The organism is Pseudomonas sp. LBUM1678, assembly GCF_059695575.1.
Window position 1 is genome coordinate 846,523 of record NZ_CP166775.1, and the last position, 25,707, is coordinate 872,229.

24 protein-coding genes and 1 other RNA gene are annotated in these 25,707 nt (G+C 58.8%); 12 read left to right on the forward strand and 13 right to left on the reverse strand.

Annotated elements, in window-relative coordinates:
• Nucleotides 1-23: 23 nt before the first annotated feature.
• The 6 genes from ACA070_RS03685 (at nt 24) to ACA070_RS03710 (ending at nt 6,336) form a co-directional block, all read left to right on the forward strand.
• Nucleotides 24-542: a penicillin-binding protein activator LpoB gene (locus tag ACA070_RS03685; protein WP_222589693.1), complete on the forward strand. Its 519-nt coding sequence runs from the start codon at nt 24-26 to the stop codon at nt 540-542.
• Between the two features lie 5 nt (nt 543-547).
• Nucleotides 548-1,915 carry a PelD GGDEF domain-containing protein gene (locus ACA070_RS03690; protein WP_497450083.1) on the forward strand — a complete coding sequence of 456 codons (1,368 nt, stop codon included), beginning with the start codon at nt 548-550 and terminating at the stop codon, nt 1,913-1,915.
• Nucleotides 1,893-2,882, forward strand: a complete 990-nt coding sequence (locus ACA070_RS03695) for a tetratricopeptide repeat protein (RefSeq protein ID WP_497450084.1) — start codon at nt 1,893-1,895, stop codon at nt 2,880-2,882. The genes ACA070_RS03690 and ACA070_RS03695 overlap by 23 nt, the downstream gene beginning before the upstream one ends.
• Entirely contained in the window at nt 2,879-4,393 is a 1,515-nt protein-coding gene (pelF, locus tag ACA070_RS03700; protein ID WP_497450085.1) for a GT4 family glycosyltransferase PelF, read from the forward strand. Before ACA070_RS03695 ends, pelF begins: the two co-directional genes overlap by 4 nt.
• Complete coding sequence (gene pelG, locus ACA070_RS03705) at nt 4,394-5,764, forward strand: exopolysaccharide Pel transporter PelG (protein WP_497450086.1); 1,371 nt, start codon at nt 4,394-4,396, stop codon at nt 5,762-5,764.
• A 149-nt stretch (nt 5,765-5,913) separates the two neighbouring features.
• The gene (locus tag ACA070_RS03710; protein ID WP_497450087.1) at nt 5,914-6,336 is read left to right on the forward strand and encodes an organic hydroperoxide resistance protein; all 423 of its coding nucleotides are present in this window, start codon (nt 5,914-5,916) and stop codon (nt 6,334-6,336) included.
• Between the two features lie 121 nt (nt 6,337-6,457).
• Here ACA070_RS03710 and ACA070_RS03715 read toward each other — a convergent pair whose 3' ends face one another.
• The 10 genes from ACA070_RS03715 to ACA070_RS03760 form a co-directional block, all read right to left on the reverse strand.
• Nucleotides 6,458-6,835: a DUF6124 family protein gene (locus ACA070_RS03715; RefSeq protein WP_497450088.1), complete on the reverse strand. Its 378-nt coding sequence runs from the start codon at nt 6,833-6,835 to the stop codon at nt 6,458-6,460.
• A gap of 1,065 nt (nt 6,836-7,900) precedes the next feature.
• Complete coding sequence (locus ACA070_RS03720) at nt 7,901-8,380, reverse strand: hypothetical protein (protein ID WP_497450089.1); 480 nt, start codon at nt 8,378-8,380, stop codon at nt 7,901-7,903.
• A 378-nt stretch (nt 8,381-8,758) separates the two neighbouring features.
• Nucleotides 8,759-9,156, reverse strand: a transfer-messenger RNA (tmRNA) gene (ssrA, locus tag ACA070_RS03725).
• 95 nt (nt 9,157-9,251) lie between these two features.
• Nucleotides 9,252-9,530, reverse strand: coding sequence for a PA2433 domain-containing protein (locus tag ACA070_RS03730; RefSeq protein ID WP_497450090.1), 279 nt, complete (start codon nt 9,528-9,530; stop codon nt 9,252-9,254).
• Between the two features lie 524 nt (nt 9,531-10,054).
• Nucleotides 10,055-10,333, reverse strand: a complete 279-nt coding sequence (locus ACA070_RS03735; RefSeq protein WP_497450091.1) for a PA2433 domain-containing protein — start codon at nt 10,331-10,333, stop codon at nt 10,055-10,057.
• A 119-nt stretch (nt 10,334-10,452) separates the two neighbouring features.
• Nucleotides 10,453-13,272: an FAD-binding and (Fe-S)-binding domain-containing protein gene (locus tag ACA070_RS03740; protein WP_497450092.1), complete on the reverse strand. Its 2,820-nt coding sequence runs from the start codon at nt 13,270-13,272 to the stop codon at nt 10,453-10,455.
• On the reverse strand, nt 13,269-13,940 hold the full coding sequence (locus ACA070_RS03745; protein ID WP_497450093.1) for a LutC/YkgG family protein: 672 nt from the start codon (nt 13,938-13,940) through the stop codon (nt 13,269-13,271). Before ACA070_RS03745 ends, ACA070_RS03740 begins: the two co-directional genes overlap by 4 nt.
• Nucleotides 13,940-15,394, reverse strand: a complete 1,455-nt coding sequence (locus tag ACA070_RS03750; protein WP_497450094.1) for a LutB/LldF family L-lactate oxidation iron-sulfur protein — start codon at nt 15,392-15,394, stop codon at nt 13,940-13,942. The genes ACA070_RS03745 and ACA070_RS03750 overlap by 1 nt, the downstream gene beginning before the upstream one ends.
• Nucleotides 15,391-16,215: a (Fe-S)-binding protein gene (locus ACA070_RS03755; protein ID WP_497450095.1), complete on the reverse strand. Its 825-nt coding sequence runs from the start codon at nt 16,213-16,215 to the stop codon at nt 15,391-15,393. Before ACA070_RS03755 ends, ACA070_RS03750 begins: the two co-directional genes overlap by 4 nt.
• Before the next feature lie 146 nt (nt 16,216-16,361).
• A complete protein-coding gene (locus tag ACA070_RS03760; RefSeq protein ID WP_497450096.1) occupies nt 16,362-18,056 on the reverse strand; it encodes a lactate permease LctP family transporter in 1,695 nt (564 codons plus the stop codon).
• A 262-nt stretch (nt 18,057-18,318) separates the two neighbouring features.
• Between ACA070_RS03760 and ACA070_RS03765 the strand changes: the two genes are divergently transcribed.
• Nucleotides 18,319-19,086, forward strand: coding sequence for a GntR family transcriptional regulator (locus tag ACA070_RS03765; protein ID WP_438657954.1), 768 nt, complete (start codon nt 18,319-18,321; stop codon nt 19,084-19,086).
• Nucleotides 19,087-19,231: 145 nt separating this feature from the next.
• On the opposite strand, the gene smpB is transcribed toward ACA070_RS03765, so the two are convergent.
• Entirely contained in the window at nt 19,232-19,714 is a 483-nt protein-coding gene (gene smpB, locus ACA070_RS03770) for an SsrA-binding protein SmpB (protein WP_131060797.1), read from the reverse strand.
• A 118-nt stretch (nt 19,715-19,832) separates the two neighbouring features.
• On the opposite strand from smpB, the gene ACA070_RS03775 reads away from it, so the two are divergent.
• Genes ACA070_RS03775 through ACA070_RS03785 form a run of 3 tightly spaced genes read left to right on the forward strand, consistent with a single transcriptional unit; the run spans nt 19,833 to nt 21,985 of the window.
• A complete protein-coding gene (locus ACA070_RS03775; protein WP_497450097.1) occupies nt 19,833-21,236 on the forward strand; it encodes a sodium-dependent transporter in 1,404 nt (467 codons plus the stop codon).
• Between the two features lie 7 nt (nt 21,237-21,243).
• Complete coding sequence (locus ACA070_RS03780; RefSeq protein ID WP_497450098.1) at nt 21,244-21,678, forward strand: type II toxin-antitoxin system RatA family toxin; 435 nt, start codon at nt 21,244-21,246, stop codon at nt 21,676-21,678.
• On the forward strand, nt 21,671-21,985 hold the full coding sequence (locus tag ACA070_RS03785) for an RnfH family protein (protein ID WP_497450099.1): 315 nt from the start codon (nt 21,671-21,673) through the stop codon (nt 21,983-21,985). The genes ACA070_RS03780 and ACA070_RS03785 overlap by 8 nt, the downstream gene beginning before the upstream one ends.
• A gap of 61 nt (nt 21,986-22,046) precedes the next feature.
• Here ACA070_RS03785 and ACA070_RS03790 read toward each other — a convergent pair whose 3' ends face one another.
• Complete coding sequence (locus ACA070_RS03790) at nt 22,047-22,574, reverse strand: outer membrane protein assembly factor BamE (RefSeq protein WP_462025446.1); 528 nt, start codon at nt 22,572-22,574, stop codon at nt 22,047-22,049.
• Between the two features lie 97 nt (nt 22,575-22,671).
• Here ACA070_RS03790 and fur point away from each other — a divergent pair, with 97 nt between their 5' ends.
• Nucleotides 22,672-23,076, forward strand: coding sequence for a ferric iron uptake transcriptional regulator (fur, locus tag ACA070_RS03795; protein ID WP_003197684.1), 405 nt, complete (start codon nt 22,672-22,674; stop codon nt 23,074-23,076).
• Nucleotides 23,077-23,151: 75 nt separating this feature from the next.
• Here fur and recN read toward each other — a convergent pair whose 3' ends face one another.
• Nucleotides 23,152-24,825 (reverse strand): DNA repair protein RecN, encoded by a 1,674-nt coding sequence (gene recN / locus ACA070_RS03800; RefSeq protein WP_497450100.1) that lies wholly within the window; start codon nt 24,823-24,825, stop codon nt 23,152-23,154.
• 240 nt (nt 24,826-25,065) lie between these two features.
• Here recN and grpE point away from each other — a divergent pair, with 240 nt between their 5' ends.
• On the forward strand, nt 25,066-25,632 hold the full coding sequence (grpE, locus tag ACA070_RS03805; protein WP_497450101.1) for a nucleotide exchange factor GrpE: 567 nt from the start codon (nt 25,066-25,068) through the stop codon (nt 25,630-25,632).
• Nucleotides 25,633-25,707 lie beyond the last annotated feature (75 nt).

A 25,707-nucleotide genomic window follows, 5' to 3' on the forward strand; every position in this document is an offset into this window, starting at 1 on the left:
AAATGTTTACAGGAGAAAAACTGATGCAAGCAATTCGTAATCTGAGCCTGGCTCTGGCAGTCCTGTTCGTCGCCGGTTGCGCCAGCTTCACTGGCGACACCAGCCCGAACCTTCCGCGTAACGCGAAGTGGGGCACCGTGCCGATGATCAACTATTCGCAAACCCCACAGGCCGGTGAACGCGCCGAGCAGATCCTGCTCAGCGTACTCAGCAGCCATGGTCTGCAACCACGGGTTTACCCGGTCAGCACTCAGGGCGAACAAGCGCTGATGGACGACAACGAACGCTTGGCCGGCGCGCTCGATTGGGCACGGGATCAGAAGCTTGATTACGTGGTCGCCGGCAGCGTTGAAGAGTGGCAGTACAAGAACGGTCTGGACGGCGAGCCGGCGGTGGGCATCAGCCTGCGCGTGCTTGAAGCCAGCAGCGGTCGTGTGCTCTGGAGCAAAAGCGGCGCGCGCGCGGGCTGGTCCCGTGAAAGCCTCGCCGGCACCGCGCAAACGGTGCTCGACAAACTTGTTGGCGCCCTTCGGTTCGAGTGAATGCAATGAATTCTCCTCACATGGATTACAGCCTCGCGCCGCGTGCCAGCGGTCCGGTGTCTTGGCTGGAAACGCTGTTGGTCACCGGCGCGGCCATTGGCCTGGGCTTGTGGCTGACCCCGCAAGACCCGTTGCAAATGCACGCCGGTTTTCCCTGGCCGGTGCTGGCGCCGTTGCTGCTGGGTGTGCGTTATGGTTTTGTGCGTGGCCTGCTCAGCGCCAGCCTGTTGGTGGCGGCACTGTTTGCGCTGCGCTATATCGGGCATGAAGCCTACGCCCAGCTCGATCCGTCCTTCATCGTCGGCGTGCTGGTCAGCGGCATGCTGGTGGGCGAGGTTCGCGATCTGTGGGAGCGGCGCTTGCAGCGTCTGCAGATGGCGAACGATTACCGCCAGTATCGACTCGACGAATTCACCCGCGCGCACCAGATTTTGCGGGTCTCCCACGACCTGCTGGAGCAGCGCGTGGCGGGCAGCGATCAGAGCTTGCGCAGTTCGTTGCTGGGCTTGCGCGAAAAACTGCGGGTGATGCCGGACGAAGGCGATGCACTGGCCGCGCTGGCCGATCCGATCGTGACCATGCTTGGACAGTACGGCACGTTGCGCGTGGCCGGGTTGTATCGCGTCGATGAGCGCGAAGAGAACGTGTTGCCCGAAGCCCTGGCGACCATCGGCGTCATGGGGCCTTTGGGTACCGAAGACGGTCTGGTCAAGCTGTGCCTGGAGCGCGGCGAACTGGTCAGCGTGCGTCAGGAATTGATTGATGCCGGCAGCTCGGCGCAGTTCTCGTCGTTGCAGGCCTGCATTCCGCTGATCGATGCCGAGGGGCGTTTGCTGGCGATTCTGGCGGTGCGGCAGATGCCGTTCTTCGCTTTCCAGGATCGCACGCTGAGCCTGTTGTCGTTGCTCGCCGGGCACATCGCCGACCTGCTGCGCCGCGATCCGCAAGTGCTGCAATTGGCCGATGCCGATGCGCAGCAGTTCACGCTGCAACTCAAGCGTTCGCTGGTGGACGTCGAGCAACACAAACTGGCCGCCGGCCTTTTCGCCTTCGAAATCACCCGTCCCAACGATGAGCTGTCGCGACTGTTCGAACGCAGCCAGCGTGGCCTCGATCTGCAATTGCCGCTGCGTAACAACCGCGATCATCAATTGTTGCTGGTGCTGTTGCCGTTGACCAGTCCGCAAGGCACCGAAGGTTATCTGGCGCGGATGAACCTGATGCTGCACGAACACTTTGGCATTGAAAGCAGCCTCGACAGCCTCGGCGTGCGCGTGTTGCCGTTCAACCTGGAGCCTGGCTGTGAACGCAACGGGCTGCGTAATTTCCTGTTCAACGAGTGTGGCCTGAATGATCAGCAAGTGGCTGTTTAGCGGAGCCTTGTTGTTAGAGGCGGGCAGTTGGGCCAGTTTGTGGCTCGCGGCGCCCGAGTTACAACAATTGCTGGTGTTCATCCTCAGCCATGGCCTGGCATGCGTGATGTTGTGCGCGGCCGTGTGGCTGTTGCTGCCGGCGCGCTACCGTTCGCCGCTGCCGTGGAGCCCGCTGTTTATCTTCAGCCTGGCGTTCTTCGTGCCGGTGCTCGGTGCGGTCGGCGTGGTGGCGGCGATCTTCCCGGCGCTGTACCTGCCGCGCAAACGCGACAAGCAAGCGTGGCAAGCGGTGGGCATCCCGAAACTGCCGTTTCGGGCGCAGTTGCAACTGCATTCGCCGATCTTCGCCGATGGCGGTTTGCAGGATGTGTTGCGTCATGCGCCGGACCCGGATCAGCGTCTGGCCGCCCTGTTGGCCACGCGGCGCATGCCTGGTAAAGAAGCAGTGCCGATCCTCAAACTGGCCCTCGGTGACCCGAGTGACGATGTGCGCCTGCTGGCGTATTCGATGCTCGACAAGCAGGAAAGCGACATCAACCTACACATCCAGATCGCGCTCGGCGAACTGGTCGACGCCAATGCCAAAGCGGCGGGTGCGCTGCACGGCAGGCTGGCGCGCTGGTATTGGGAGCTGGCGTATCTGGGCCTGGCGCAAGGCAGCGTGCTCGACCACGTGCTTAATCAAGCCAGCGAACATGCCGAGCTTGGTCTGGCCGCGGGCGAGGGCGGTGAGCTGGTGCTGCTGGCCGGGCGCATCGCGCTGGAGCGTGGTGACGTCGAGCGTGCCGAGGTGCTGCTCAGTCAGGCTCAGGAAAACGGCATGGGCGCGGCACAAGTGCTGCCGTTTCGTGCCGAGCTGGCGTTCGAGGCCGGTCGGTACCACGAAATTCCCGCACTGCTCGCACGCCTTCCCGAGGAAACCCGTCAGCGGCCGCCGTTCGCCGCATTGGTCAGGAGCTGGACATGAGTCACAAGGAACAGGCACCGGTTGCCGACATCTGTCTGCTGCTCGAAGGCACCTGGCCTTACGTGCGCGGCGGCGTTTCCAGCTGGATTCACCAGATGATCCTCGGCCTGCCGGAACTGACTTTTTCGGTGATGTTCATCGGCGGCCAGCGTCACGCCTATCCGGCCCGGCGCTACGAAGTGCCGGCGAACGTGCTGCACATCGAAGAAGTATTCCTCGAGGATGCGACCCATCCGGCCGACAAGCTGCTGGTGCCCCGCGAGGCCGACGAACAGCAGCTGCAAGATTTGTATCGCTTCCTGCATCACCCGGATGCGCCGGATCCGGCGCTGGGCGAACGCTTGCTCGACTGCATCGCCCAAGGCCGCATGACCCTCGACGATGTGCTGCGCAGCCGCGCCAGTTGGGAGTCATTGAGCGAAGGCTATCGTCAGCATTGCGCCGACCCGTCCTTCGTCAATTATTTCTGGACCCTGCGCGCGATGCAGTCACCGTTGCTGATGCTCGCCGAAGCCGCACAACGCATGCCGAAAGCGCGGGTGCTGCATTCGATTTCCACCGGGTATGCGGGCTTCCTCGGCTGCATCCTCAAGCAACGCTGGAACTGCACTTACCTGCTCAGTGAGCACGGGATCTACACCAAGGAACGCAAGATCGACCTGGCCCAGGCCAGCTGGATCGCCGAGAGCTCCGGCCAGGCGCTGAACCGCAGCCTCGATGCCGGCTCGGGTTATATCCGCACGTTGTGGGTACGTTTCTTCGAGCGCATCGGCCAACTGACTTACAACAGCGCCGACAACATCATCGCGCTCTACGACGGCAACCGTCAGCGGCAGATCAAGGACGGCGCCCTCGCGGCTCGCACCCAAGTCATTCCCAACGGCATCGACCTGCCGGTGTGGACCGCGGCGCTGGAATCCCGCGCTCACGGCATTGCGCCCGTGGTCGGCTTGATCGGCCGTGTGGTGCCGATCAAGGACGTGAAAACATTTCTGCGGGCCATGCGCGGTGTGATCAGCGCCATGCCGCAAGCCGAAGGCTGGATCGTCGGCCCCGAAGAGGAAGACCCGGAATACGTCAGCGAATGCCGCAGCCTGATGGCCAGTCTGGGCCTGGAAGGCAAGGTGCATTTCCTCGGCTTCCAGCGCATTCAGGACATCCTGCCGAAACTCGGCCTGATGGTGCTGACCTCGATCAGTGAAGCGCAGCCGCTGGTGATCCTCGAAGCCTGGGCCGCCGGTACGCCGGTGGTCAGCAGCGACGTGGGTTCGTGTCGCGAGTTGATCGAAGGCGGCAGCGCCGAAGACCGTGACCTCGGGCACGCCGGCAAAGTGGTGGCGATTGCCGATCCACAAGCCACCTGCAACGCGATCCTTGAATTGTTGCGCAGCCCGCGACGCTGGCAGGCCGCCCAGGCCAGCGGCTTGTTGCGGGTCACCCGTTATTACACCGAAGCCTTGATGCTGCAGCGTTACCGCGACCTGTATCAAGCCGCCATGGAGAACAGCTAAATGGCCGGTATTGGCTTTGAACTGCGAAAAATCCTTTCGCGCGATTCCTACACGGCGACCTTGCACGCCTACGTCTACGCGGGGCTGATCAGTTCCGGGCCGTGGGTGTTGTCGATCATCAGCGTGATGCTGGTGGGCATCATCAGCATCGGCTTGTTGCTGCCGAACATGCTGGTCGGGCAGTTCCTGGTGACGGTGACGTACCTGATGGCCACCTCGTTGATCCTGACGGGCGGCTTGCAGTTGTTCTTCACCCGCTTCGTGTCCGACCGCTTGTTCGAGCACAAGTACGATCAGATCCTGCCCAACCTGTTGGGCGTGTTGTTGCTGGTCACCCTCGGCGCCGGGTTATTGGGGATCGTCGTGCTGGGCTTGTTGTTCGATGAGCCGCTGATTTACCGCGTACTGGTATTGGCGAACTTCGTGGTGTTGTGCAACTTGTGGCTGGTGATCATCTTCCTCTCGGGGATGAAGGCCTATAACCGCATTCTGCTGGTGATGCTGGTGGGTTACACGCTGATGGTCGCGAGTGCCTACGTGCTGAGCTTTTTGCAGATGCCGGGCTTGCTGCTGGCACTGTTGATCGGGCACAGCACGCTGCTGTTTCTATTCCTCTACGACATCCTGCGCGAGTACCGCGCCGAGAAACTGATCGCCTTCGATTTCCTCGACCGGCGCAACGTTTTCCTCAGCCTGCTGGCCACCGGTTTCTTCTACAACCTGGGCATCTGGATCGACAAGTTCCTGTTCTGGTTCAACCCCGGCACCTCCAACGAAATCGTCGGCCCGCTGCGCGCCTCGATCCTTTACGACTTGCCGATCTTCCTCGCCTACCTGGCGATCATCCCCGGCATGGCGGTGTTTCTGGTGCGCATCGAGACCGACTTTGCCGAGTGGTACGACCGCCTGTTCCGGGCGATCCGCGAAGGCGAAACCCTGCAACACATCGGGCAACTGAAAACCGAAATGACCTTGTCGATCCGCCAGGGTTTGCTGGAAATCTGCAAGGTACAGGGGCTGACGGCGGTGCTGTTGTTCCTGTTCGCACCGCGCCTGCTGGAATGGCTGGGCATCTCCAGCTATTACCTGCCGCTGTTCTACATCGACCTGATCGGTGTGAGCATTCAGGTGGTGTTCATGGCGTTGCTCAACGTGTTCTTCTACCTCGACAAGCGCACGGTGGTGCTGGAGCTTTGCGTGCTGTTTGCGGTGTTGAACGCCACGCTGACGCTGTTCAGCATGTACCTGGGGCCAAGCTTCTTCGGGTACGGGTTTACGCTGTCGCTGCTGATCTGTGTGTTGCTGGGTTTACACAGGCTTTCGACGGCGCTGGAAGATCTGGAGTACGACACGTTTATGTTGTCGCGCTGATCGTTGTTTCAGACCTGAAAAAAGGCACTGGCGGTTATCGCTCAGTGCCTTTTTTTCGTCCGACTGACGTCACTTGTCAGTCTGGGTTGCGCTGCTAGGCTTGAACTCCCGGCCCCATCATCTGTTGCTTCCCATCTGGAGTCACGATCATGAGCACTGCACTGGAAACCGTTCTATACACCGCAAAAACCCACACCGTCGGCGGCCGCACAGGCACTGGCAAATCCAGCGATGGGGAGCTCGATGTCAAATTCAGCTCGCCGGGCTCGGGTAAACCCGGCACCAATCCGGAGCAACTGTTTGCACTGGGTTATTCCGCCTGTTTCATCGGCGCGATACAGGTGGTGGCGGGCAAGATGAAAATCAAACTGCCGGAAGATACGTCGGTGGATGCCGAGGTGGATCTGGGCAAGGTCGGTGGCGGGGACTTTCAGCTGGCGGTCAGGTTGAACGTCAACATTCCCGGGCTGGAGGAGGGTGTGAAGCGGGAACTGGCGGAGGCTGCGCATCAGATCTGCCCGTATTCGCGGATGACGCGCGGGCATGTGTCGGTGGAGTTGAAAGTGCTTTAACTCTCAACCATACACCTGACTGCTTTTGTAGGAGTGAGCCTGCTCGCGATAGCGATTGTTCATTCAACATGGATGTCGACTGACACTCCGTCATCGCGAGCAGGCTCACTCCTACAATGAATCAACTGCGTGGCGCAGATTTCGGCACTTCAACGTTATCCAACATCCGATTCACCGCCAGTTCCGCCAGCATTACCACCTGCTGAATGGCCATCGCTCTATGTCGATGTGGGCCTTCCAGATACCCGGCAAAATCACTCGCCATCACACTGGCCTGGGCCAGGGATTCACAGGTATGGGCCAACAGGTCTTCGTCCTTCAAATCCGGCGCAACGAAAAACATCGTACTCGGCTTGCGGGCCACGGGTGATTTCAGGGCGGAGGGGTTGAGGTAGTGATCGAGCGCGCGGTCAGCGGCTTCGTTGAGTTTTTTTGAATCGATGGATTCGTAGGGGGAAACGTCGTCCGGGGCGGGCGGGTTTGGTGTTTCTTTGATCATGGTAAAAGCTCCTAAATAATTGGAGCTGCCACTTTCATTTCCAGGCGAGTGGGTGGCAGCTGTGCGAGGGCTGGAAACCGAGGTAGGAGCTAACCCTTGGCAGACCCGAAGGTCTCCCGCACACAGCCGCCATAACATTGAACTGCAGGCCGAAAAAACGCCGCAGTATGTCATGTGGACTACTGATTAGCTCTATTCCCTCGGGTTTCCAGGCCCGGTCGCTGATGTGCAGCGACCGACAAAGACTATCCACTCACCTTCCTACCCGACAACCGCCGTGACCTGTCGGAAACCTCCCCGAAAATCACAGCGTCTGTAGGATCACGGCGAGACTTGTTGTTTAAGAAAACGCCTTCAATCCAGGCGGTTTCCTACAAGGCCAGAATCTAGTTCGAAGACCCAACCCCAAACTTCAACCCACCCCAATTCCAGTCCTTAGACTGCTTCGTATAGCACCAGCCTGATTCTTGGGTTCGGCATCACAGGCAATCCGCCCATTCTTGTTGGTGTCAGTGGTTCGGTCGTTGTAGTGCGCACAACCGGACGTCAGGGAAAGGGTCAACGCGGCAGTCAGTACTTTGAATTTCATGGCTGCTTCCTCGCGGGTAGATCGCCAGAATAGGCCTGGTCGTGTTTAACCAGCCCCCAGATGCAACAAAACCCGCACTTGGCGGGTTTTGTTTTGCTTCGTATTTGGTGGGGCGGGGTCGTTTGAGCCCTACGAAATGTGCCAGTTTTTACTGGCTTGTATTCGGATAGAGCTTGTGGGGATGCAGGGGGCATCGCGCTGCTTCCTTTGGGGTTCTTTGAAAGGCTCAATCGTTAGTCATCGTGGCGAACGATTGTGGGCACGACCTGGTGATTCTCTAGCACGGCATATTTACCTTGCTTCGTAACAAGAGAAATGGGCTGTGAGGATTCGCCCCCATCAATGGAAATGCGAACCTCCAGACTCTGATCCTCGAAAGAACGAAGCTCTTGTATCAACTGTGCGACGGTTTTGCCGCGACCGATCCATTCTGGAGTCATACGAATTCCAACTGGAAATATGCGTTTGTAGGAATCTTAAAGGCTCTGTTTTGCAAACTCACGGAACCGATCGAATAGACGGAATCCGACGTAGTCGGAGCGGTACTTGTATTGGCCCCGGTAGTAGCGATCCCAATAACTGATCATGCGATCTTGTGTCATTTGAAAGTATCTGGGGTTGGCCCGAATGAAGGTGCCGTACAGCTCGGAATCCAGCGCGGGCAGGTGGGTCTCACAGGTCTTAAGGATCTCGATTACATACTCGCCAGTAAGCTGAATCACAAACGGGACAATCCACGGCTCTGGCACTGAGAGTATGCGTTCCAGTTGACGCTGGCGGGTATGGCCGTCGTGATGCCTTGTAAGAAGACACGAGTACATGATGCTCTGAAGTCCAGTTAAGCGCTCAAAGGCCAGCTCGTCTCCTTCGTGATGGATCCGGTAGGGAACGACCAAATCATCTTCACCTACTCTGACCTCAATGCCCCGATGGGTTGCTAGGCTGGTATTGCCCAAGACCTGATAGAGACCCTCAGCCCTGAATCTTAGGACGGACGGGAAGGCGGTAGTGATTGAGCCTTCCGGAAACGGAGGATTTGATGTGGGACAAGACGGCATATTCAAGGCTCGGCTGTTGGAGGGATCTACAGCAGGAGTTCAGCGATATAAGTACGTTTGTGATGAGCCTGTGGAGTCTCGGAGCAGGTTATGGTCAGTCGATTTTTCGTAGCAGGACTGGCCTCTTCGCGGGCAAGCCTCGCTCCCACAGGTTTTGCGCTGTCCGTGAGGTGTGAATGGCGTTAATAATTTCGCAGGGTCATGCGCGCACCACAAATCCCCAACCCCCAGATGCAACAAAACCCGCACTTGGCGGGTTTTGTCATGCTTCGTATTTGGTGGAGCCGGGGGGATTTGAACCCCCGTCCGCCAGTACTCCGCTGTCGGTACTACATGCGTAGCCGTTTCTATTAAGTTAACCCTCAGCGACCCGAAGGGCAGGGTGCTTTGGGCGAGTTGTGTAAGTTTTAGCCGCTTCGTCCACAACGTACTGCACGGCGATTCTGTTCTATATGACAATCACTTTGGGTTTACAGACATCCCCTGGTGATTGCTGGACCCGAAGGTACCAGAAGCTCAGGATCTAAAGCTGCTTACGCAGCGAGAGAGAATTCCTGGCCGTAGGTTTCGTCATTGGCAACTATAAGTAGTTGCAACAGTGGATTTACGAGTTCTGTTACCAACTCGGCATGCACCTAAAGTTTCGCGACCGGCGTCGAATCCTAAACGGCCCCGTGCCTGTTGCTCTGTGAATCATGGTGAGCAGCAAGCCTGTGCAGTGTACGCCAACACGCGGGAGAAGGCCAACCCGAAGGTTGGCCGCCAGAAATTATGGGGTGGGTTGGTTGCGCTGTTGGTCAGCGAGTGACATTGCCTGGGTGGCCTCGGTGACGCATTTTTTGTCGTCCCCGGAGGCTTTGGAAGCTTCGGCGCTGGACATCAGTCTTTTGATCTCCATTGTGGCGTTGCCGGAGGACGCCGGCAGTGAGCTCACTTTGTTTTTGAGTTCCTGCAGCTTGCTCGTACAAAGGTCGTTGTCCGCCGCAAATACGGGAGAGGCCAACATTGCAGCAGAGATGAACAGACCAGCGAGTGCGGTACGTTTCATGGGTATCTCCTTGAACTGATGGTCTCGGTGCTGCCGTATGGGTGGGCGGCTCGGCCGAGGTCGGAAAGCAAGCCACAATTGATGGGGCGTACTTAAAGGACTGCGGCATTGCGCAGGAATTCGGTTTTTGCAAATAGGGCTATGAAAAAGCTGCTTGATAGAAGCAATGGCAGTAAAAAGAGGCTGAAATTGCGGAGCGACGAAAATCGTGTAGGAGCGAGCGGTGCCGAGATCCGACTTGCCCGCGAAGAGTGCACCGCGGTTTCTCAGGTATTACGCGTTAGCGTTCTTCGCGGGCAAGCCTCGCTCCTACAGGTTCTGCGGCGTTGCGACTTCCGCGGATTTGGGCAGGGTGTCGCATTTTCTATAGCGACGTGGGCGGGTCATGCATTACCAAACCCCAGGTGCAACAAAACCCGCACTTGGCGGGTTTAGGTTTCTGTGAATCCTGATGAGCAACAAGCCTGCGCGGTGTACGCCAACAAGGCCCAGAAGGCCAACCCGAAGGTTGGCCTTTGCGGGGACTATTGTTTGCCACCGTCACTTAACTTCTGAAGTTCCTGCATGGTCTGGTTAGTCTCAGCGATGCAATCTTCAGTCCCTTTCTTGGTGCCCAATGCGTGATCGGCTTTGGCTTTCTTGACGGAGGCCGCCACCTGCTCAGTCATCTCCGGAGGAATCTGTGCCTTGGCATTTTCGATGGTTTGCAGGTTGGTCGCACAGAGATCTTTTTCGGCGGCAAACGAGGTGGACGCCATCAGCGAAGCAGTAACGAACAGACCTAACAGTACAGAACGTTTCATGTGTATCTCCTTGAACTGAGGGGCCCGGCACCGCTGGCCGTCAGGACGGGCTGCCGAGTTTGGGTAAAGCCCGGTAATGTCCGGGCTTAATCTGTGGACTACGGCAGCGCATCAGGGTTCTATTTTTCTTGCATGACCCTCGCCCGCGTTACCCGATCCACCAAATAGACCAGTCCGTGGTAATCAATTCCGCCGTGTTGCGTCAGGCCAATCTCACAGGTGCGACTGGTCGAAATCCCTTCGCAGCACTGCTGCACCGCATCCTTGAGCGTGCGTAACGAATGTGCGTTCAGTTCCGGCGTGGTGAAGCCCTTGTCACCGGCAAATCCGCAGCAGTGAATGCCCTCCGGAATGACCACGTTGTTGCTGCATTTGCGCGCCAGATCGATCAGCGCCTGGCTCTCGCCAAGGTGTTGGGTGCTGCAGGTGACATGCACTGCGATCGGCGCTTCCTGCGGTGTGAAATCGAGACGATCCATCAAATGCGTACGGATGAATCGCACCGGGTCGTACAGGTCCAGTCGAACTTCGCCCAAATCCTGAACCAGCCGCAGAGTGCACGGACTGGTGTCGCAATAGATCGGATCGAGCCCGCCGCGACTGGCGTGCAGCAATGCGCCGATCAGCTCCTGGCGTTTGTGTTCGGCCTGTTCGGAGTAACCCTTGGAAGCAAACGGCTGACCACAGCAGAGGCTGTCCTGGTTGTCCGGAAAGACTACCTGGTAACCGGCTTTTTCCAGTAGCCCACGGGTTTTGTCGTACAGAGACATCTGCTCTTTATCACCCGCCGCCGGGCCCATGACCCGCGAAACGCACGCCGCGAGATAGACCACGCGAGGGCGCTCATCCGATACGACCGGGCTGAAGCGAATGGCTTTTTCCGGCTGCGGCATGGCGTTGGTCCATTGCGGGACCTGGCCTTTGGACAACTTGGTAAGCGTCGCCGACAGCTTCGCCAGACGCGGTGCGCCCAGCAGCATCCGCGCGCCGTTGGCCACATGCAGGGTGAAGCGCGCGCCTTGCAATGCAGTGGCGAAATTTCCTTCAAGCCAGTTGGCGGTTTTCGTGTGCGTCGCCTTGCGACCGCGAAGCTTTTTCACCAGCTCGCCGGTATTGATGCCTACAGGGCAACGCTGCGCGCACAACCCTGTAGCGGCGCAGGTGTCGATGCCCTGGTATTCGTAGGCGGCTTCAAGTTCCGATGTGTCGACGCCTGCGCGTTTCTTCGCCTGGATATCCCGCCAGATCACGATGCGCTGGCGCGGGCTCAGGGTCAGGCCTTTCGACGGACATACCGGTTCGCAGAAACCGCACTCGATGCACTTATCCACAATCTCGTCGGCGGCCGGCAGCGGTTTCAGGTGCTTGAGGTGGATCTGCGGATCTTCGCTGAGCACCACGTCCGGGTTGAGAATGCCATTGGGATCGAGCAGCCGTTTAAGCTGCCACATCAGCTGATAGGCATCGCTGCCCCATTCCAGCTCCACGAAAGGCGCCATGTTGCGGCCGGTGCCGTGTTCCGCCTTCAGCGAACCGCCGAATTCCACCGCCACCAGCTGCGCCACGTCGTCCATGAACGCTTGGTAGCGTGCGACTTCTTCCGGGTTGTTGAAGCCTTGGGTGAAGACGAAGTGCAGATTGCCTTCCAGCGCGTGTCCGAAAAGGATCGCTTCGTCGTAGTGATGTTTGTCGAACAGCTCGATCAGCCGGTTCACACCGATGGCCAGTTGCTCCACTGGGAAGGTCACGTCTTCGATGATCACCGTGGTGCCGGTTTTGCGCACCGCGCCGACGGCGGGGAAGGTGTCCTTGCGGATCGCCCAGAGCCGAGCGTTTTCCACCGGGTCTTCGGTGAAGTCGACTTGTTTTTCCACGGGGAACGATGTCAACGACGCCATGATGTGCGCCAGTTGCTCCTGTAGCAAAGTGGACGATGCGGCGCGGGATTCAATCAGCAGCGCGCAGGCATTGTTCGACAGCTGTTGTACGAAAGCCGGCATGCCGGGTTTGTCCTGCACCGAACGCAGGCTGCGACGGTCCAGGAGTTCCACGGCCGACACCGGTTGGCTTTTCAGCACGGTGACCGCGTTGCAGCAGGTTTCCACATCCGGGAACACGATCAGCGCCGAGGCTTTGTTCGGGTGGTCGATCACCGTGTCGTAGGTCACCGCGCTGATGAAGCCGAGTGTGCCTTCGGAACCCACCAGCAAATGGCTCAAGATATCCACAGGCTCGTCGAAATCCACCAGCGCATTGAGCGACAGGCCGGTGGTATTTTTCAGACGGTATTTGTGGCGGATTCTTGCAGCCAGTTCGGCATTGGCGCGGGTCTCGCGGCCCAATGTCGCCAGACGCTCAAGCAATGAAGCATGAGTCTGGCGAAATGCCGCAACGCTCGCCGCGTCTTCAGTATCGAGACGGCTGCCGTCGGCCAGCACCAGACGTATTCCGGCCAGCGTGTGGTAGGTGTTCTGCGCCGTGCCGCAGCACATGCCACTGGCGTTGTTGGCGACGATGCCGCCGATTTTGCAGGCGTTGATCGAGGCCGGGTCCGGGCCGATCTTGCGCCCGAACGGCGCCAGCCAGGCGTTGGCCTGCGCGCCGATCACGCCCGGTTGCAGGCGGATTTGTGTGCCTTGGCCGCGGATCTCGCGACCGTTCCAGTTATCCCCAAGCACGATCAGCACCGAATCGCTGATGGCTTGGCCAGACAGGCTGGTGCCGGCAGCGCGAAAGGTCACCGGGACTTGATCCCGTTGCGCCAGTTTGAGCAGCGCGACCACTTCATCCTCAGACTCGACACGGATCACCAGTTTCGGAATCAGCCGATAGAAACTGGCGTCGGTGCCGAAGGCCAATGTCGACAGCGGGTCGTCGAAACGTCGCTCTTGGGGAATCAGTTGCTGCGCATCTCGCAGGAAAGCCGCCGGTAGACTCATTGGTCCTCCAGAATCAAAACCACCAGGTCTTTCGGACCGTGCGCGCCATAGGCCAGGACTTGCTCGATGTCAGCGGTTTTCGACGGGCCCGAGACCAGCAAAGCGTTGGTCGGCATGCCCTGGGCCCATTCGAATTCCTGCTGTACCTGATAGAAGTTGTCGCGGATTTCACTGGCCTTGAGCAGGGCGAAATGCACCGGCGGCACCAGGCTCATCAGGCGCGGTTCTTCCCGCGTCGGCCAGAGAATCAGGCTCCCCGTGGCAGCGATTGCCCCGAGGGTGGTGGTCAGGCTGGCCGGGGTGTCGTTGAACAGCTCGGCTTTCCATTCTTCAACCGGGCGGTCGTAGGACTTGAGTGTCGGCAGATCAGGATTATTCGTCCAGTGCTGCGAGACGCGTTGCCCGTGAGGCGTAGTCGGCGCGATCAACAGGCTGGGCAACTGACGATCCCGCAACAACTGAGCTAGCAATGAAGGCCAACCCTCGCCGGACGTCAGATGAATTTCGGTGTGCACCGCTTCCATCAGTTTGCGCAGTTGCGGGATGCGTTGCTCGGCGGTGTAGGTGTAAGGCGCTGTCACCAGTTCAACGTCGAATTCGTCGGACACGGGCGTGGTGCCGGTCAGACTTTTCCGTAACTTGGCAAGGATGTTTTGCTTGGCGCTCATCAACGATCTCCCTGTTTGGCCAGATGCTCGCGGGCCATGTCATGCAGTGAGCGGGAAGCGGGTTTCGGTGCGCTATGGTTTTGCGTCCACGGGCCTACATTACTCGGTGCCAGGGCGCGCAGCCGTGTGGCGAAAAAGCCGAACATACGATAGAGCGTCGGCGAACTGTTGAGCCTAGCCCAGGCGTTCCAGATAAAACGTTCTTTACGCGAGTATTTGCTGCCCTGGCCGCGCATGACTTGATGCGGGCTGTCCGGGGCTTTGACGTTCTCTTCCCGCAGGCGACGCAGCAGTGCCGGGATAGGAATTTTTACCGGGCAGACTTCACCGCAAGCGCCACACAATGACGACGCACTCGGATGGTCCGGGACGTTTGCCAGGCTGACCATGTGCGGGGTGATGATTTTTCCGATAGGCCCAGGGTAAACCTCCCCATAGGCGTGGCCGCCGATTCGGGTGTAGACCGGGCAATGATTCATACAGGCGCCGCAGCGAATGCAGTTCAGGGTCTGGCGCAATTCGCTGTCGGCGAAGGCCTGGCTGCGACCGTTGTCTAGCAGGACCAAGTGCACTTCTTGCGGGCCGTCGAGTTCGTGTTCCTTGCGCGGGCCGGAGATCATGTTGACGTAGGTGGTGATCGGCTGACCAAGGGCCGAACGCGTCAGCAACGATAAGAGCGGCACCACGTCGCGCAGGTTTTCCACGACTTTTTCGATACCGGTGACGGCAATGTGTACCGGCGGCACCGTGGTGGTCATGCGCCCGTTGCCTTCGTTTTCCACCAGCAGCAGGGTGCCGGTTTCGGCCACGGCGAAGTTGACGCCGGAGACGCCGATGTCCGCTTCGAAGAATTTCTGTCGCAAGACTTTGCGACCGATCTGAATGAGTTGGTCAACGTCCTTGGTGTACTCCACGCCAAGTTTGTCGTGGAACAAGGACGCGACCTGACCGGCATTCTTGTGGATCGCCGGCATAATAATGTGTGAAGGCTTCTCGTGGTCGAGCTGGACGATGTACTCGCCCATGTCCGATTCCAGACATTCAATGCCCTGTTCAGCGAGGAAGTGATTCATCTCCATCTCTTCGCTGACCATCGATTTGCCCTTGATCACTTGCCGCCCCTCGTGAGCGCGGATGATCGAGAGGACGATGCCATTGGCCTCGTCCACCGTTTCCGCCCAGTGCACTGTCACACCGTTGCGGGTCAGGTTCTGTTCAAGCTGCTCGAGCAGGTCGGGCAACTTGGATAACGCACGGGCGCGGACTGCATTGCCCAGCACTCGCAAATGTTCTCTTTCATGGGCATCGCTGAAGGACGCTGCCCGTTTTGTCATCAGAGAATCCATCGCAGTGCGAAAGTTGTTTCGCAGCTGCTTGTCACCCAATGCCTTGTGAGCCCGGGTGCGAAAGTCTTCTTCCACGGCAACCGTGGGAATAATCGCGGAAGCGTTCATAGAACACCTCCGGTTCGCTGCCAAAGGAAACTGGCCAAGTGTTGGCCACGTAGAGCTTCCTTCTGTTTCTCCAGCGAGCCGTTGATGTTCATCAGGCAACCGCAATCGGCACTCAGTACCTGGTGCGCGCCGGATTCCTTCAACGACCGGGTTTTGTCAGCCACCATCGCGCCGGAAATGTCTGGCATACGGACGCTGAAAGTCCCACCGAAGCCACAGCATTCACTTTCGTGGCTGTGGTCGACTCGTTCCACGTTGCTCAGTTGCGACAACAACTCGCGACCGTGCAGGTGGGTGTTCATCTCACGGCGCGCTGAACACGAGGTGTGCAGCGCCACTTTTACAGGCGCGCCGCTGTCCTTGAGTTGCACCTTGCAGACAAACAGCAGGAATTCGGCCAGTTCATAAGTCCGGGCGGCCAGCGCCTGAACCTGTTTCAGCGTGTGCGGCTCGTCCTTGAACAAGTCGGCATAGTGCTCGCGCAACATCCCGGCACAAGAACCTGATGGCACCACCACCGGATAATCCCCGGCGAACAACGCCAGTTGCGAGCGCGCCACGGTCCTTGCCTGTTCGGTGTAACCCGAGGTGTAGGCCGGTTGTCCGCAGCAGCTTTGCCCTTGCGGGTACTCGACACGAATGCCTTCGCGCTCCAGCAAGTGGATCGCGTCCATCCCGGCTTCGGGGTAGAACAAATCCACCACGCAGGTCCCGAACAGGTAAACCCGTGACGGTTTCTCGCTGGGGTATTGCCGAGGCTCGGGCAGTGGCGGGGCGACACGGGTCGCGTTCGGCACGGCGTTGTAAAAAAGCTCGCTCATCAGGCGTGTCTCTCGGCCGGTTACCCGCCCGCTGAGGCTGCTGAATATAGAGAGGGAAGCTTTCAGCAGCCTTACAGACCGGGTAGTGAATAGCTGACGCCGGAATCGTGGACCGGCGTCGGTTTTTGCGTTTTAGCGTGTAGGACTTAGTGCACCAGCATGCCGGTGAGCCAATAGGCCTGGATGTAGGTAATCAGGCCGACGATCGTTGCGAAGAACAGGCTGTGCTTGAGGGTGAAGCGGAACAGATCCGATTCCTTGCCCACCAGACCGGTCGCGGCGCAGGCCACGGCGATCGATTGTGGCGAGATCATCTTGCCGGTCACGCCGCCGCTGGTGTTTGCCGCCACCAGCAACACATCGCTCACGCCGATCTGGTGCGCGGTGGTCGCTTGCAACGAACTGAACAACGCGTTGGACGACGTATCGGAGCCGGTCAGGAACACGCCCAGCCAGCCGAGGAATGGCGAGAAGAACGGGAATGCCGCACCGGTGCCTGCCAATACCAGCGCCATGGTCGAAGACATACCCGAGTAGTTGGTGACGAAAGCGAATGCCAAGACCATGCCGATGGACAGAATCGGCCAACGCAGCTCGTAGAAGGTCTCTTTCAAAGTGGTCAGACCAGTTTTGAAGTTGATTTTCAGCACCAGCATCGAGATCAGCGCGGAGAAGAAAATCGCCGTGCCGGTCGCGGAAATCGGGTCGAGCTTGAACACCGCCGGGATGGCGGTCGGCGCGGTCACGATCGGTGCGACCTTGATCACCATTTGATCCAGGTGCGGGATTGCAAAGTTGAACACCCAGCTGTACATCGAACCGCCGGCGGCGAACATGGCCTTGAACGGTTTCAGGGTCCAGATAGTGACCAGCACGGTGAGGATCAGGAACGGCGACCAGGCTTTGACGATTTCGAACAGGCTGTAAGGTGAGGCCACGCTGGTGCGCGGCTGGCCGAAACCACCGGCGCTGGCGGACACCACGGACGCAGAGACGGCGCCGGCGATGTGTTGGCCGGCGGCGCGTTTCGGCTGCCAGACCTTCAGGAACAGCGTCAGGGAGATCAGGCTGGCCAGGGCCGAGGTGATGTCCGGCAACTCTGGGCCGATGAAGTTCGACGTGAAGTATTGGGTGATGGCAAAGCTCAAACCGGCCACCAACGCAGCAGGCCAGGTCTCCCGAACGCCGCGCAGGCCGTCCATCATGAACACCAGCCAGAACGGCACGAACAGCGACAGCAGCGGCAGTTGGCGACCGGTCATGGCGCCGATCTTGAACGCGTCGATGCCGGTCACTTGCCCGGCTACGATGATCGGAATGCCCAAGGCACCGAAGGCTACTGGCGCGGTGTTGGCGATCAAACACAGGCCAGCGGCGTACAGCGGGTTGAAGCCCAGTCCTACCAGCAACGCGGCGGTAATCGCTACCGGCGCGCCGAAGCCGGCGGCACCTTCCAGGAATGCACCGAAGCAGAAACCGATCAACAGAACCTGCAAACGCTGGTCGTCGGTGATCGACAACACCGAGCTGCGGATCACCTCGAACTGACCACTCTTGACCGTCAGTTTGTAGAGGAATACGGCCGCGACGATGATCCACGCAATCGGCCACAGCCCGTAGGCGAAGCCATAGCCTGCCGCGGCGAAGGCCATATCGACCGGCATCTGAAAGGCAAAGATTGCCACGGCAATCGACAGCGCAAGCGTGATGCTGCCGGCCACATGGCCCTTGAGGCGGAACACCGCCAACGCCAGGAAGAAAAACACGATGGGGATAACGGCCGCGAGCGCGGAGACGCCGAGGCTGCCGAGCGGGGTATAGAGCTGTTGCCAGGTTTGCATATGGGGTGGCCCCTAATTGTTGTTGGTCAGGCACTGGTCAGCGTTCTTGGATAATTGGTAATACCAATTTACAATCGCTGTTGGCTAGGGTAAAAGCGTTGTAGGCGATGTGTCAATTTGTCGCCCTAAAACTTTTGTCGAATAAGCGCTGTGGCGCGTGCTTGATCCGCTTTAACAAATGCCGTCTGGTAGGTGCTGGCACAGCGCCGATAGGCCAGAATAGAGAGCCCGGCGAGCCGTCGGGACCGTGGAGAATTGAGTTATGGGGTTTGATCAGATTCGTCAGCGCCGTTTGTCTGACGATATTGTCGAGCAGCTCGAGGGCATGATCCTCGAAGGCACGTTGAAGTCTGGCGAGCGCTTGCCGGCCGAACGCGCGTTGGCCGAGCAGTTCGGCGTGTCACGCCCTTCGTTGCGCGAGGCAATCCAGAAACTGGCCGCCAAGGGCTTGCTGGTCAGTCGCCAGGGGGGCGGCAATTATGTGGTGGAATCGCTGGGATCGACTTTCAGCGATCCGCTGTTGCATCTGCTGGAAAGTAACCCCGAAGCCCAGCGCGATCTGCTGGAATTTCGCCATACGCTGGAAGCGTCCTGTGCCTATTACGCGGCACTGCGCGCCACGGATGTCGATCGCGAGCGTCTGACGGCAGCCTTCAATGAGTTACAGGACTGCTATACGCGTCATGACGAAGTGAGCCGGGCGGAAGAGGGCGCGGCGGACGCGAAATTTCATTTGGCGATTGCTGAAGCCAGTCATAACGCCGTGCTGCTGCACACCATTCGTGGGCTGTTCGATCTGCTCAAGCGTAACGTGGTGACCAACATTGGCGGCATGTACAAACAGCGCACGGAAACCCGCGACATGCTGATCACGCAGCACCGGGAGTTGTACATGGCGATTATCGAGGGAAGGGCCGAGCAGGCGCGGGAAGTCTCCAGTCGACACATCTTGTATGTTCAGGAAGTGCTGGAAGAGGTGCGTCAGGAAGTACAGCGCATGGCCCGGGCGGAGCGGCGCAAGGGGATGTAGTCAGGTGACTGATGACCTGTGGCGAGGGAGCTTGCTCCCGCTGGGGCGCGCAGCGGCCCTCGCTTTTCGCCGCCGTCATGACGACTGCTGCGCAGCCGAACGGGAGCAAGCTCCCTCGCCACAGTGATCGCGATCAGGCAAAGAATTATTCTTCCTTGCCCTTATTGCGCACCGCACGCTGCAACTCGCGACCGGCATCGCGCTCGCGCTCGGTATCACGCTTGTCGTATTCCTTCTTGCCCTTGCCCAGCGCGATCTCGCACTTGACCATGTGCTTGCTCCAGTACCAGGACAGGCACACGCAGGCGTAACCTTTTTGCTGCACGGCGGCGGCGAGTTTTTCCAGCTCGCGGCGGTTGAGCAGCAATTTACGGGTGCGGGTCGGATCGGCGATGACGTGGGTGCTGGCGGTCATCAGCGGCGTGATGTGGCTGCCGAGCAGCCAGGCTTCGCCATCCTTGAGCAGCACGTAACTGTCAACCAGTTGCAGCTTGCTTGCCCGCAGACTTTTTACTTCCCAGCCGGCCAGGACCAGACCAGCCTCGAACCGATGTTCGATGAAGTAATCGTGTCGCGCCTTTTTATTTTGCGCGATGGTCCCTGTAGGGTGTTTCTTCTGTTTAGCCATAGGGGCGGCATTATAGGGAGTTGCACGCGAGTCGGCTACGGTATCGCTACGTGCTTGAGCAGGTTGATTGAATCCCGGACAATGCGCCCTCTTTTTTGAACGCTTGGGCGTGATAACGATGTCGACAGACAAGGTTTCTGTCCACGGCAGTTGGGCTAGCCGCTGGGTCTTCATACTCGCCGCGACCGGTTCGGCCGTGGGCCTGGGTAGTATCTGGAAATTCCCGTACATGGTCGGCGTATACGGCGGCGGCGCCTTCGTGCTGATGTTCCTGGCCTGTATCGCGCTGATCGGTGTGCCGGTCATGCTGGCCGAAACCCTGATCGGCCGCCGCGCGCGGCAGAGCCCGGCCAACGCATTGAAGGTGCTGGCGGTGGAGGCGGGGCATTCGGGCAAGTGGTCCTGGGGCGCATTCGCCGGGATGATCACGGCATTGCTGATCCTGTCTTTCTATAGTGTGGTCGGCGGCTGGTCGCTGGATTACATCATCGACATGGGCCGTGGCGACTTCCAGGGTGCAACGCCTGATCAGGTTGGCGCGTATTTTGGCAACGTGATCGCCGATCCGTGGCGCCTGACACTTTGGCACACGATATTCATGCTGCTGTCTGCCGTCGTCATCGCCAAAGGCGTGGTTGCCGGGCTTGAACGCAGCCTGCGGATCATGATGCCGCTTCTTTTTGTGATGATCCTGGTGCTGCTGGGCTACAGCATGACCACCGGACATTTCATGGAGGGCGTGCATTTCATGTTCGACTTCCACCCGGAAAAAGTCCTCGACGGCTTGTTGCCTGCCATGGGTCACGCCTTTTTCTCCCTGAGTGTGGGCGTTGGGTCGATCATGATTTACGGCGCTTACATGCCCAAACATTCGTCGATCTCCGGCACCGTGGTCGGCGTGGCGCTGCTCGACACATTCGTTTCGCTGGTGGCTGGTCTGGCATTGTTTCCGATCGTTTTCGCTGCCGGCCTGAACCCGAGCGAAGGCCCGGGCCTGATGTTCGTCAGCCTGCCATTTGCCTTCGGCAACGTAGCGTTCGGCCAGTTGATGGGCGTAGTGTTCTTCGTACTGGTCGCGGTGGCTGCCTGGAGTTCGGCGATTTCCCTGCTTGAGCCGATGGTGGCTTACCTGGTTGAGCGCACGAAAGTCAGCCGCGCCTGGGTGACTTTCTGGCTGGCATTTATCTGCTGGTTTGTCGGTCTGGGCACGGTGTTTTCCTTCAATATCTGGAAGGAAGCCAAATTTTTCGTGAACGAAGGCGGGCTGTTCCATCTCTATCAATGGGGTGCGGCCGGTGGCCTGGACTTCTTTGGTGTGATCGATTTCTTCACTTCGCGGATCATGTTGCCACTCGGTGGTTTGTGTTTCGTGGTGTTTGCGGGCTGGGTGATGGGGCGTGAAGCGGTACGCGACGAGTTGTCGATCCGCAACCCCGCGTGGTTCGCCCTGTCCTTGTTTTTGATGCGCTATGTGGCGCCCATCGGCATTCTCGTAGTGTTTGCCGCACAGCTGTGGAAGTGACGCTGACATGACGACACACATTCAACGTTCGGCTCTGCTGCCGTACCCGGCGCAAGCGCTTTATGACTTGGTCAACGACGTGGCGCGTTACCCGGAATTCCTGCCGTGGTGTTCGACCGCCGAAGTGCTGGAAAGCACACCCGAGCACATGCGCGCGAGCGTAGGCGTGGCCAAAGGCGGTCTCAGCCAGCATTTCGTAACGCGTAACACGCTGGTGCCCGGGCAATTGATCGAGATGAACCTTGAAGAGGGGCCATTCAATCAGTTGCATGGCGTCTGGACGTTCAAGTCGCTGGGAGAAAAGGCCTGCAAGATCAGTCTTGACCTGTCGTTCGATTATGCCGGGCCGATTGTCCGCGCGACCTTGGGGCCGTTGTTCAATCAGGCCGCGAATACCCTGGTGGACGCCTTTTGCCAGCGCGCCAAACAAATGCATGGTTGAGTCGATGATTGACGTCGAGGTGGTCTACGCCGCCGTTGATCGTCAGGTGCTTCTCTCGGTGACGGTACCAGCAGGAACGACCGTGCGGGCAGCTTTGCTGAAGTCGGGCGTTGGCGAGGCCTTTGCGGAGCTGGATCTGGCCGATTGCCCGGTGGGGATTTTCGGTAAAGCGATCGCTGATGCGGGCAATCGTCCTGTTCAGGCGGGTGATCGCATCGAGATATACCGGCCATTGCTGGCGGATCCGAAAGAAGTTCGTCGGCTGCGCGCCGCCAAGGCTGCCGAGGCTAAAGCCCGGAATCAGTGAGCCGTCCAAACGCCAGGCAATAAAAAACCCGGACATGCCGGGTTTTTTATTGCGTCGCAAATTATTGCGGCGAGGTGTCCAGCGGTTCTGGCGTCGGGACCGGAACGGTTTCTACACCGTCTACGTCCTTCTGGATCTGGTCCAGCAACGAACCTGGCTTGACCGGTTTTTCCGGTTTCGGCTTCTCGGCGTTTTCGGCTGGCGCGGTCACGTTAGTGCCACTTTCCTTACCGAGAATGGCTTCGTCGCGGCTCACGCCTGGCATGAAATCACCAGAGAGGCTGACAAGCTGGTCATTTGGGTTGAAGATAACGCTAATGCGTTCCTGTTGGCGTTCACCGCCACCCGGTTGCAGGCTGTACAGATAATCCCAGCGATCGGCATGGAACGTGTCGGTCAGCAGGGGGTTGCCCATGATAAACCGTACTTGCTTACGGGTCATTCCCGGGCGTAACTGGTTTATCATGTCCTGCGTGACGACATTGCCCTGCTGGATGTCGATTTTGTAAACCCCGGGGAATGAACAACCGGCGAGTGCGAGCAGTCCCACAAAGGTGAAACTGGTTAGCAAGAGCTTGGTGTTTTGCATCGGTGGGCGACTTCCACTATCTTGGCTGGGACAACGTAAACGCCGATCATACCCGCATTAAGAGAAGCTGCGAAGCAGCATCGCGAGAAAGCTGACCATGGTTGAAAATAGCGAACTACGCAAAGCCGGTCTCAAAGTGACCCTGCCACGGGTCAAAATTCTGCAAATGCTCGATTCCGCCGAGCAACGCCACATGAGTGCCGAGGATGTTTACAAGGCACTGATGGAGGCTGGTGAGGACGTCGGTCTGGCCACGGTTTACCGTGTACTGACTCAGTTCGAGGCAGCTGGCCTTGTTGTGCGGCACAACTTCGACGGAGGCCATGCGGTCTTCGAGCTGGATGACGGCAAGCATCACGACCACATGGTCAACGTCGAAACCAGCGAAGTGATCGAATTCTTCGACGAAGAAATCGAGCGCCTGCAGAAAGCCATCGTCGACAAGTACGGCTTCGAGATGGTGGATCACAATCTGGTGCTGTACGTACGCAAGAAAAAGTAAGCATGTCGCGCGAATTTCACATTCGCGAAACGAGCGAAGGCGACCCCAGGGTCGCCTTCGTGCTTTCTGCCGTTCTTAAATTTTGGCGGTGACGACCATTTTTTTCGCGTGAGCCAGGGATTCCTTGGTCAGGTCAATGCCGCCAAGCATCCGCGCCACTTCTTCGATGCGATCATTCTTGCTCAGCTTGGAAACAGCGGTGTGAGTCGCCTCTTCGCCGCGCACCTTGTGCACAAATAGATGTTGATGACCCTGCGCAGCCACTTGCGGCAAGTGAGTCACCGTCAGAACCTGGCCACGTTCCCCGAGTCGACGTAATAACTGGCCCACGATCTCGGCAGTCGGGCCGCCGATACCCACGTCCACTTCATCGAATACCAGCGTCGGTACGCGCGAGGTCTGCGCGGTGATCACCTGAATAGCCAGGCTGATCCGTGACAGCTCGCCACCCGAGGCCACTTTGGCCAAGGCTTTTAATGGTTGCCCAGGGTTGGCGCTTACGAGCAGTTCGACCTGCTCAAGCCCATTGGGCAGCAGCTCATCACTGCTGTTAGGGCGTAATTCAATGGTGAAGCGCCCGCCGGGCATGCCCAGTCGCTGAATTTCCTGCTCTACGGCACTGGCCAGGCTGTTCGATGCCTGATGACGCAAATCGCTCAGTTCGCGAGCCTTCTCCTGATAATGACGGGCATAAGACGCCAGCTCATCGCTCAGTCGCTCGATGGACTCGTCGTTGGCGTTCAGGGTCTCGATTTCATCCAGTAGGCGTTGCTGCATCTCTGCAACCTCGGTCGGCTGAATGCGGTGCTTGCGCGCCATGGTGTAGATCGCATCCAGGCGCTCTTCCAGATACTGAAGGCGCGCCGGATCGGCGTCGAAGTTATCGAGGAAGCGGTTCAGTTCGCCCACAGCCTCTTCAACCTGTATCTGGGCACTGGTCAGCAGGCTGCTGGCTTCACCCAGTGCGCCGATCGAGTTATTGACGCTCGAAAGACGGTTAAGGCTGGCGGTGAGAGCGTTCAGGACATTCCCGGAATCACTTTCGCTGCATTGCTCGACCACTTGCCGGCAGATGCCCAGCAGGGTTTCGGCGTTGGTGAGGTTCTTGTGTTCCTGCTCCAGCTGCTCCAACTCGTTTTCCCCGAGGCCGAGATTTTCCAGCTCTTCGAGTTGATAGCTGAGCAACTGATGCCGAGCGCGTTGTTCGTCGCCGGAGTTGGAGAGGCGCTCCAGCTCCTGGCGAGTCTGGCGCCAGCGTTGGGCGGCCAGTTGTACCTGCCGGGCAAGGTCGGTGGCGCCGGCGTATTCATCGAGCAGGCGGCGGTGAGTGTCGGTCTTCAGCAGGGATTGGTGTTCGTGCTGGCTGTGGATATCGATCAGCAGTTCGCCGAGGGCTTTGAGATCGCCGAGCGGGCAGGGCGTACCGTTTATATAGCCGCGCGAGCGTCCTTCTGCGGTGATGACCCGGCGCAGGATGCACGGGCCATCGCTCTCCAGGTCGCGCTCTGCCAGCCAGGTGCTGGCTTCCGGGATGTCGACCAGGTCGAAGGTTGCCAGGATATCGGCCTTGTCGGCGCCGGGGCGAACCACGCCGCTGTCGGCGCGATCGCCCAGGGTCAGGCCGAGGGCGTCGAGCATGATCGACTTGCCGGCGCCGGTTTCCCCGGTTATCACGCTCATCCCGCGATCGAGCTCGAGATCGAGATGTTCAACGATGGCGTAGTTATGTACGGACAGGTGCACCAGCATAAAGGCCGCTCCCAGGCTTTAGGTCTGGTTATTTATACAGTGTTTTATTTGCGGCTGACAATGCCCTTGCTTAGCTCGATTTACTCGGTCTGACGAAATGCTTAGTCCGTGGAGTCATCGCAATGCAGCGTTTTTTGTAGGGTTAATCGCAACCCACCCCTTGAAGCTGATTTTTGCGGCCCCATATACCGGGACAGAAGCGCGAGTTGAGCTCGCGGACGTTATTGAAAGGAGAATTCTATGGCTGACGAACAGACAGTGGATACGCAAAATCTAGACGCCGATCAGGCTGCCCAGGATTCGGGTAATGAACTGGCGGCGCGTGTACAAGTGCTCGAAGAGCAATTGGCTGGCGCTCATGATCAGGCTTTGCGTGTAGCGGCTGATCTGCAGAACGTCCGCCGTCGCGCCGAGCAGGATGTGGAAAAAGCTCACAAATTCGCCCTGGAAAAATTTGCTGGCGATTTGTTGCCGATCATCGACAGCCTGGAGCGTGGTCTGGAGTTATCCAACCCGGATGACGAAAGCATCCGCCCAATGCGCGAAGGCATCGAGCTGACCCTGAAAATGTTCCAGGACACCCTGAAGCGTTATCAGCTGGAAGCAATCGATCCGCATGGCGAACCGTTCAACGCTGTTCTTCATCAGGCGATGGCCATGCAGGAAAGCGCCGACGTTGAGCCGAACAGCGTGCTCAAGGTGTTCCAGAAGGGCTACCAGCTCAACGGTCGCCTGCTGCGCCCGGCCATGGTCGTGGTCAGCAAGGCCCCGGCGCCAGTTTCGCCTTCTATTGACGAGCAGGCTTGAAATTGGCCGCAAGGCCCCCATTTATAAGTCAAGCGTTTAAGTGCTACCGCAGTTAGCCACCACTGCTGCGGCAAC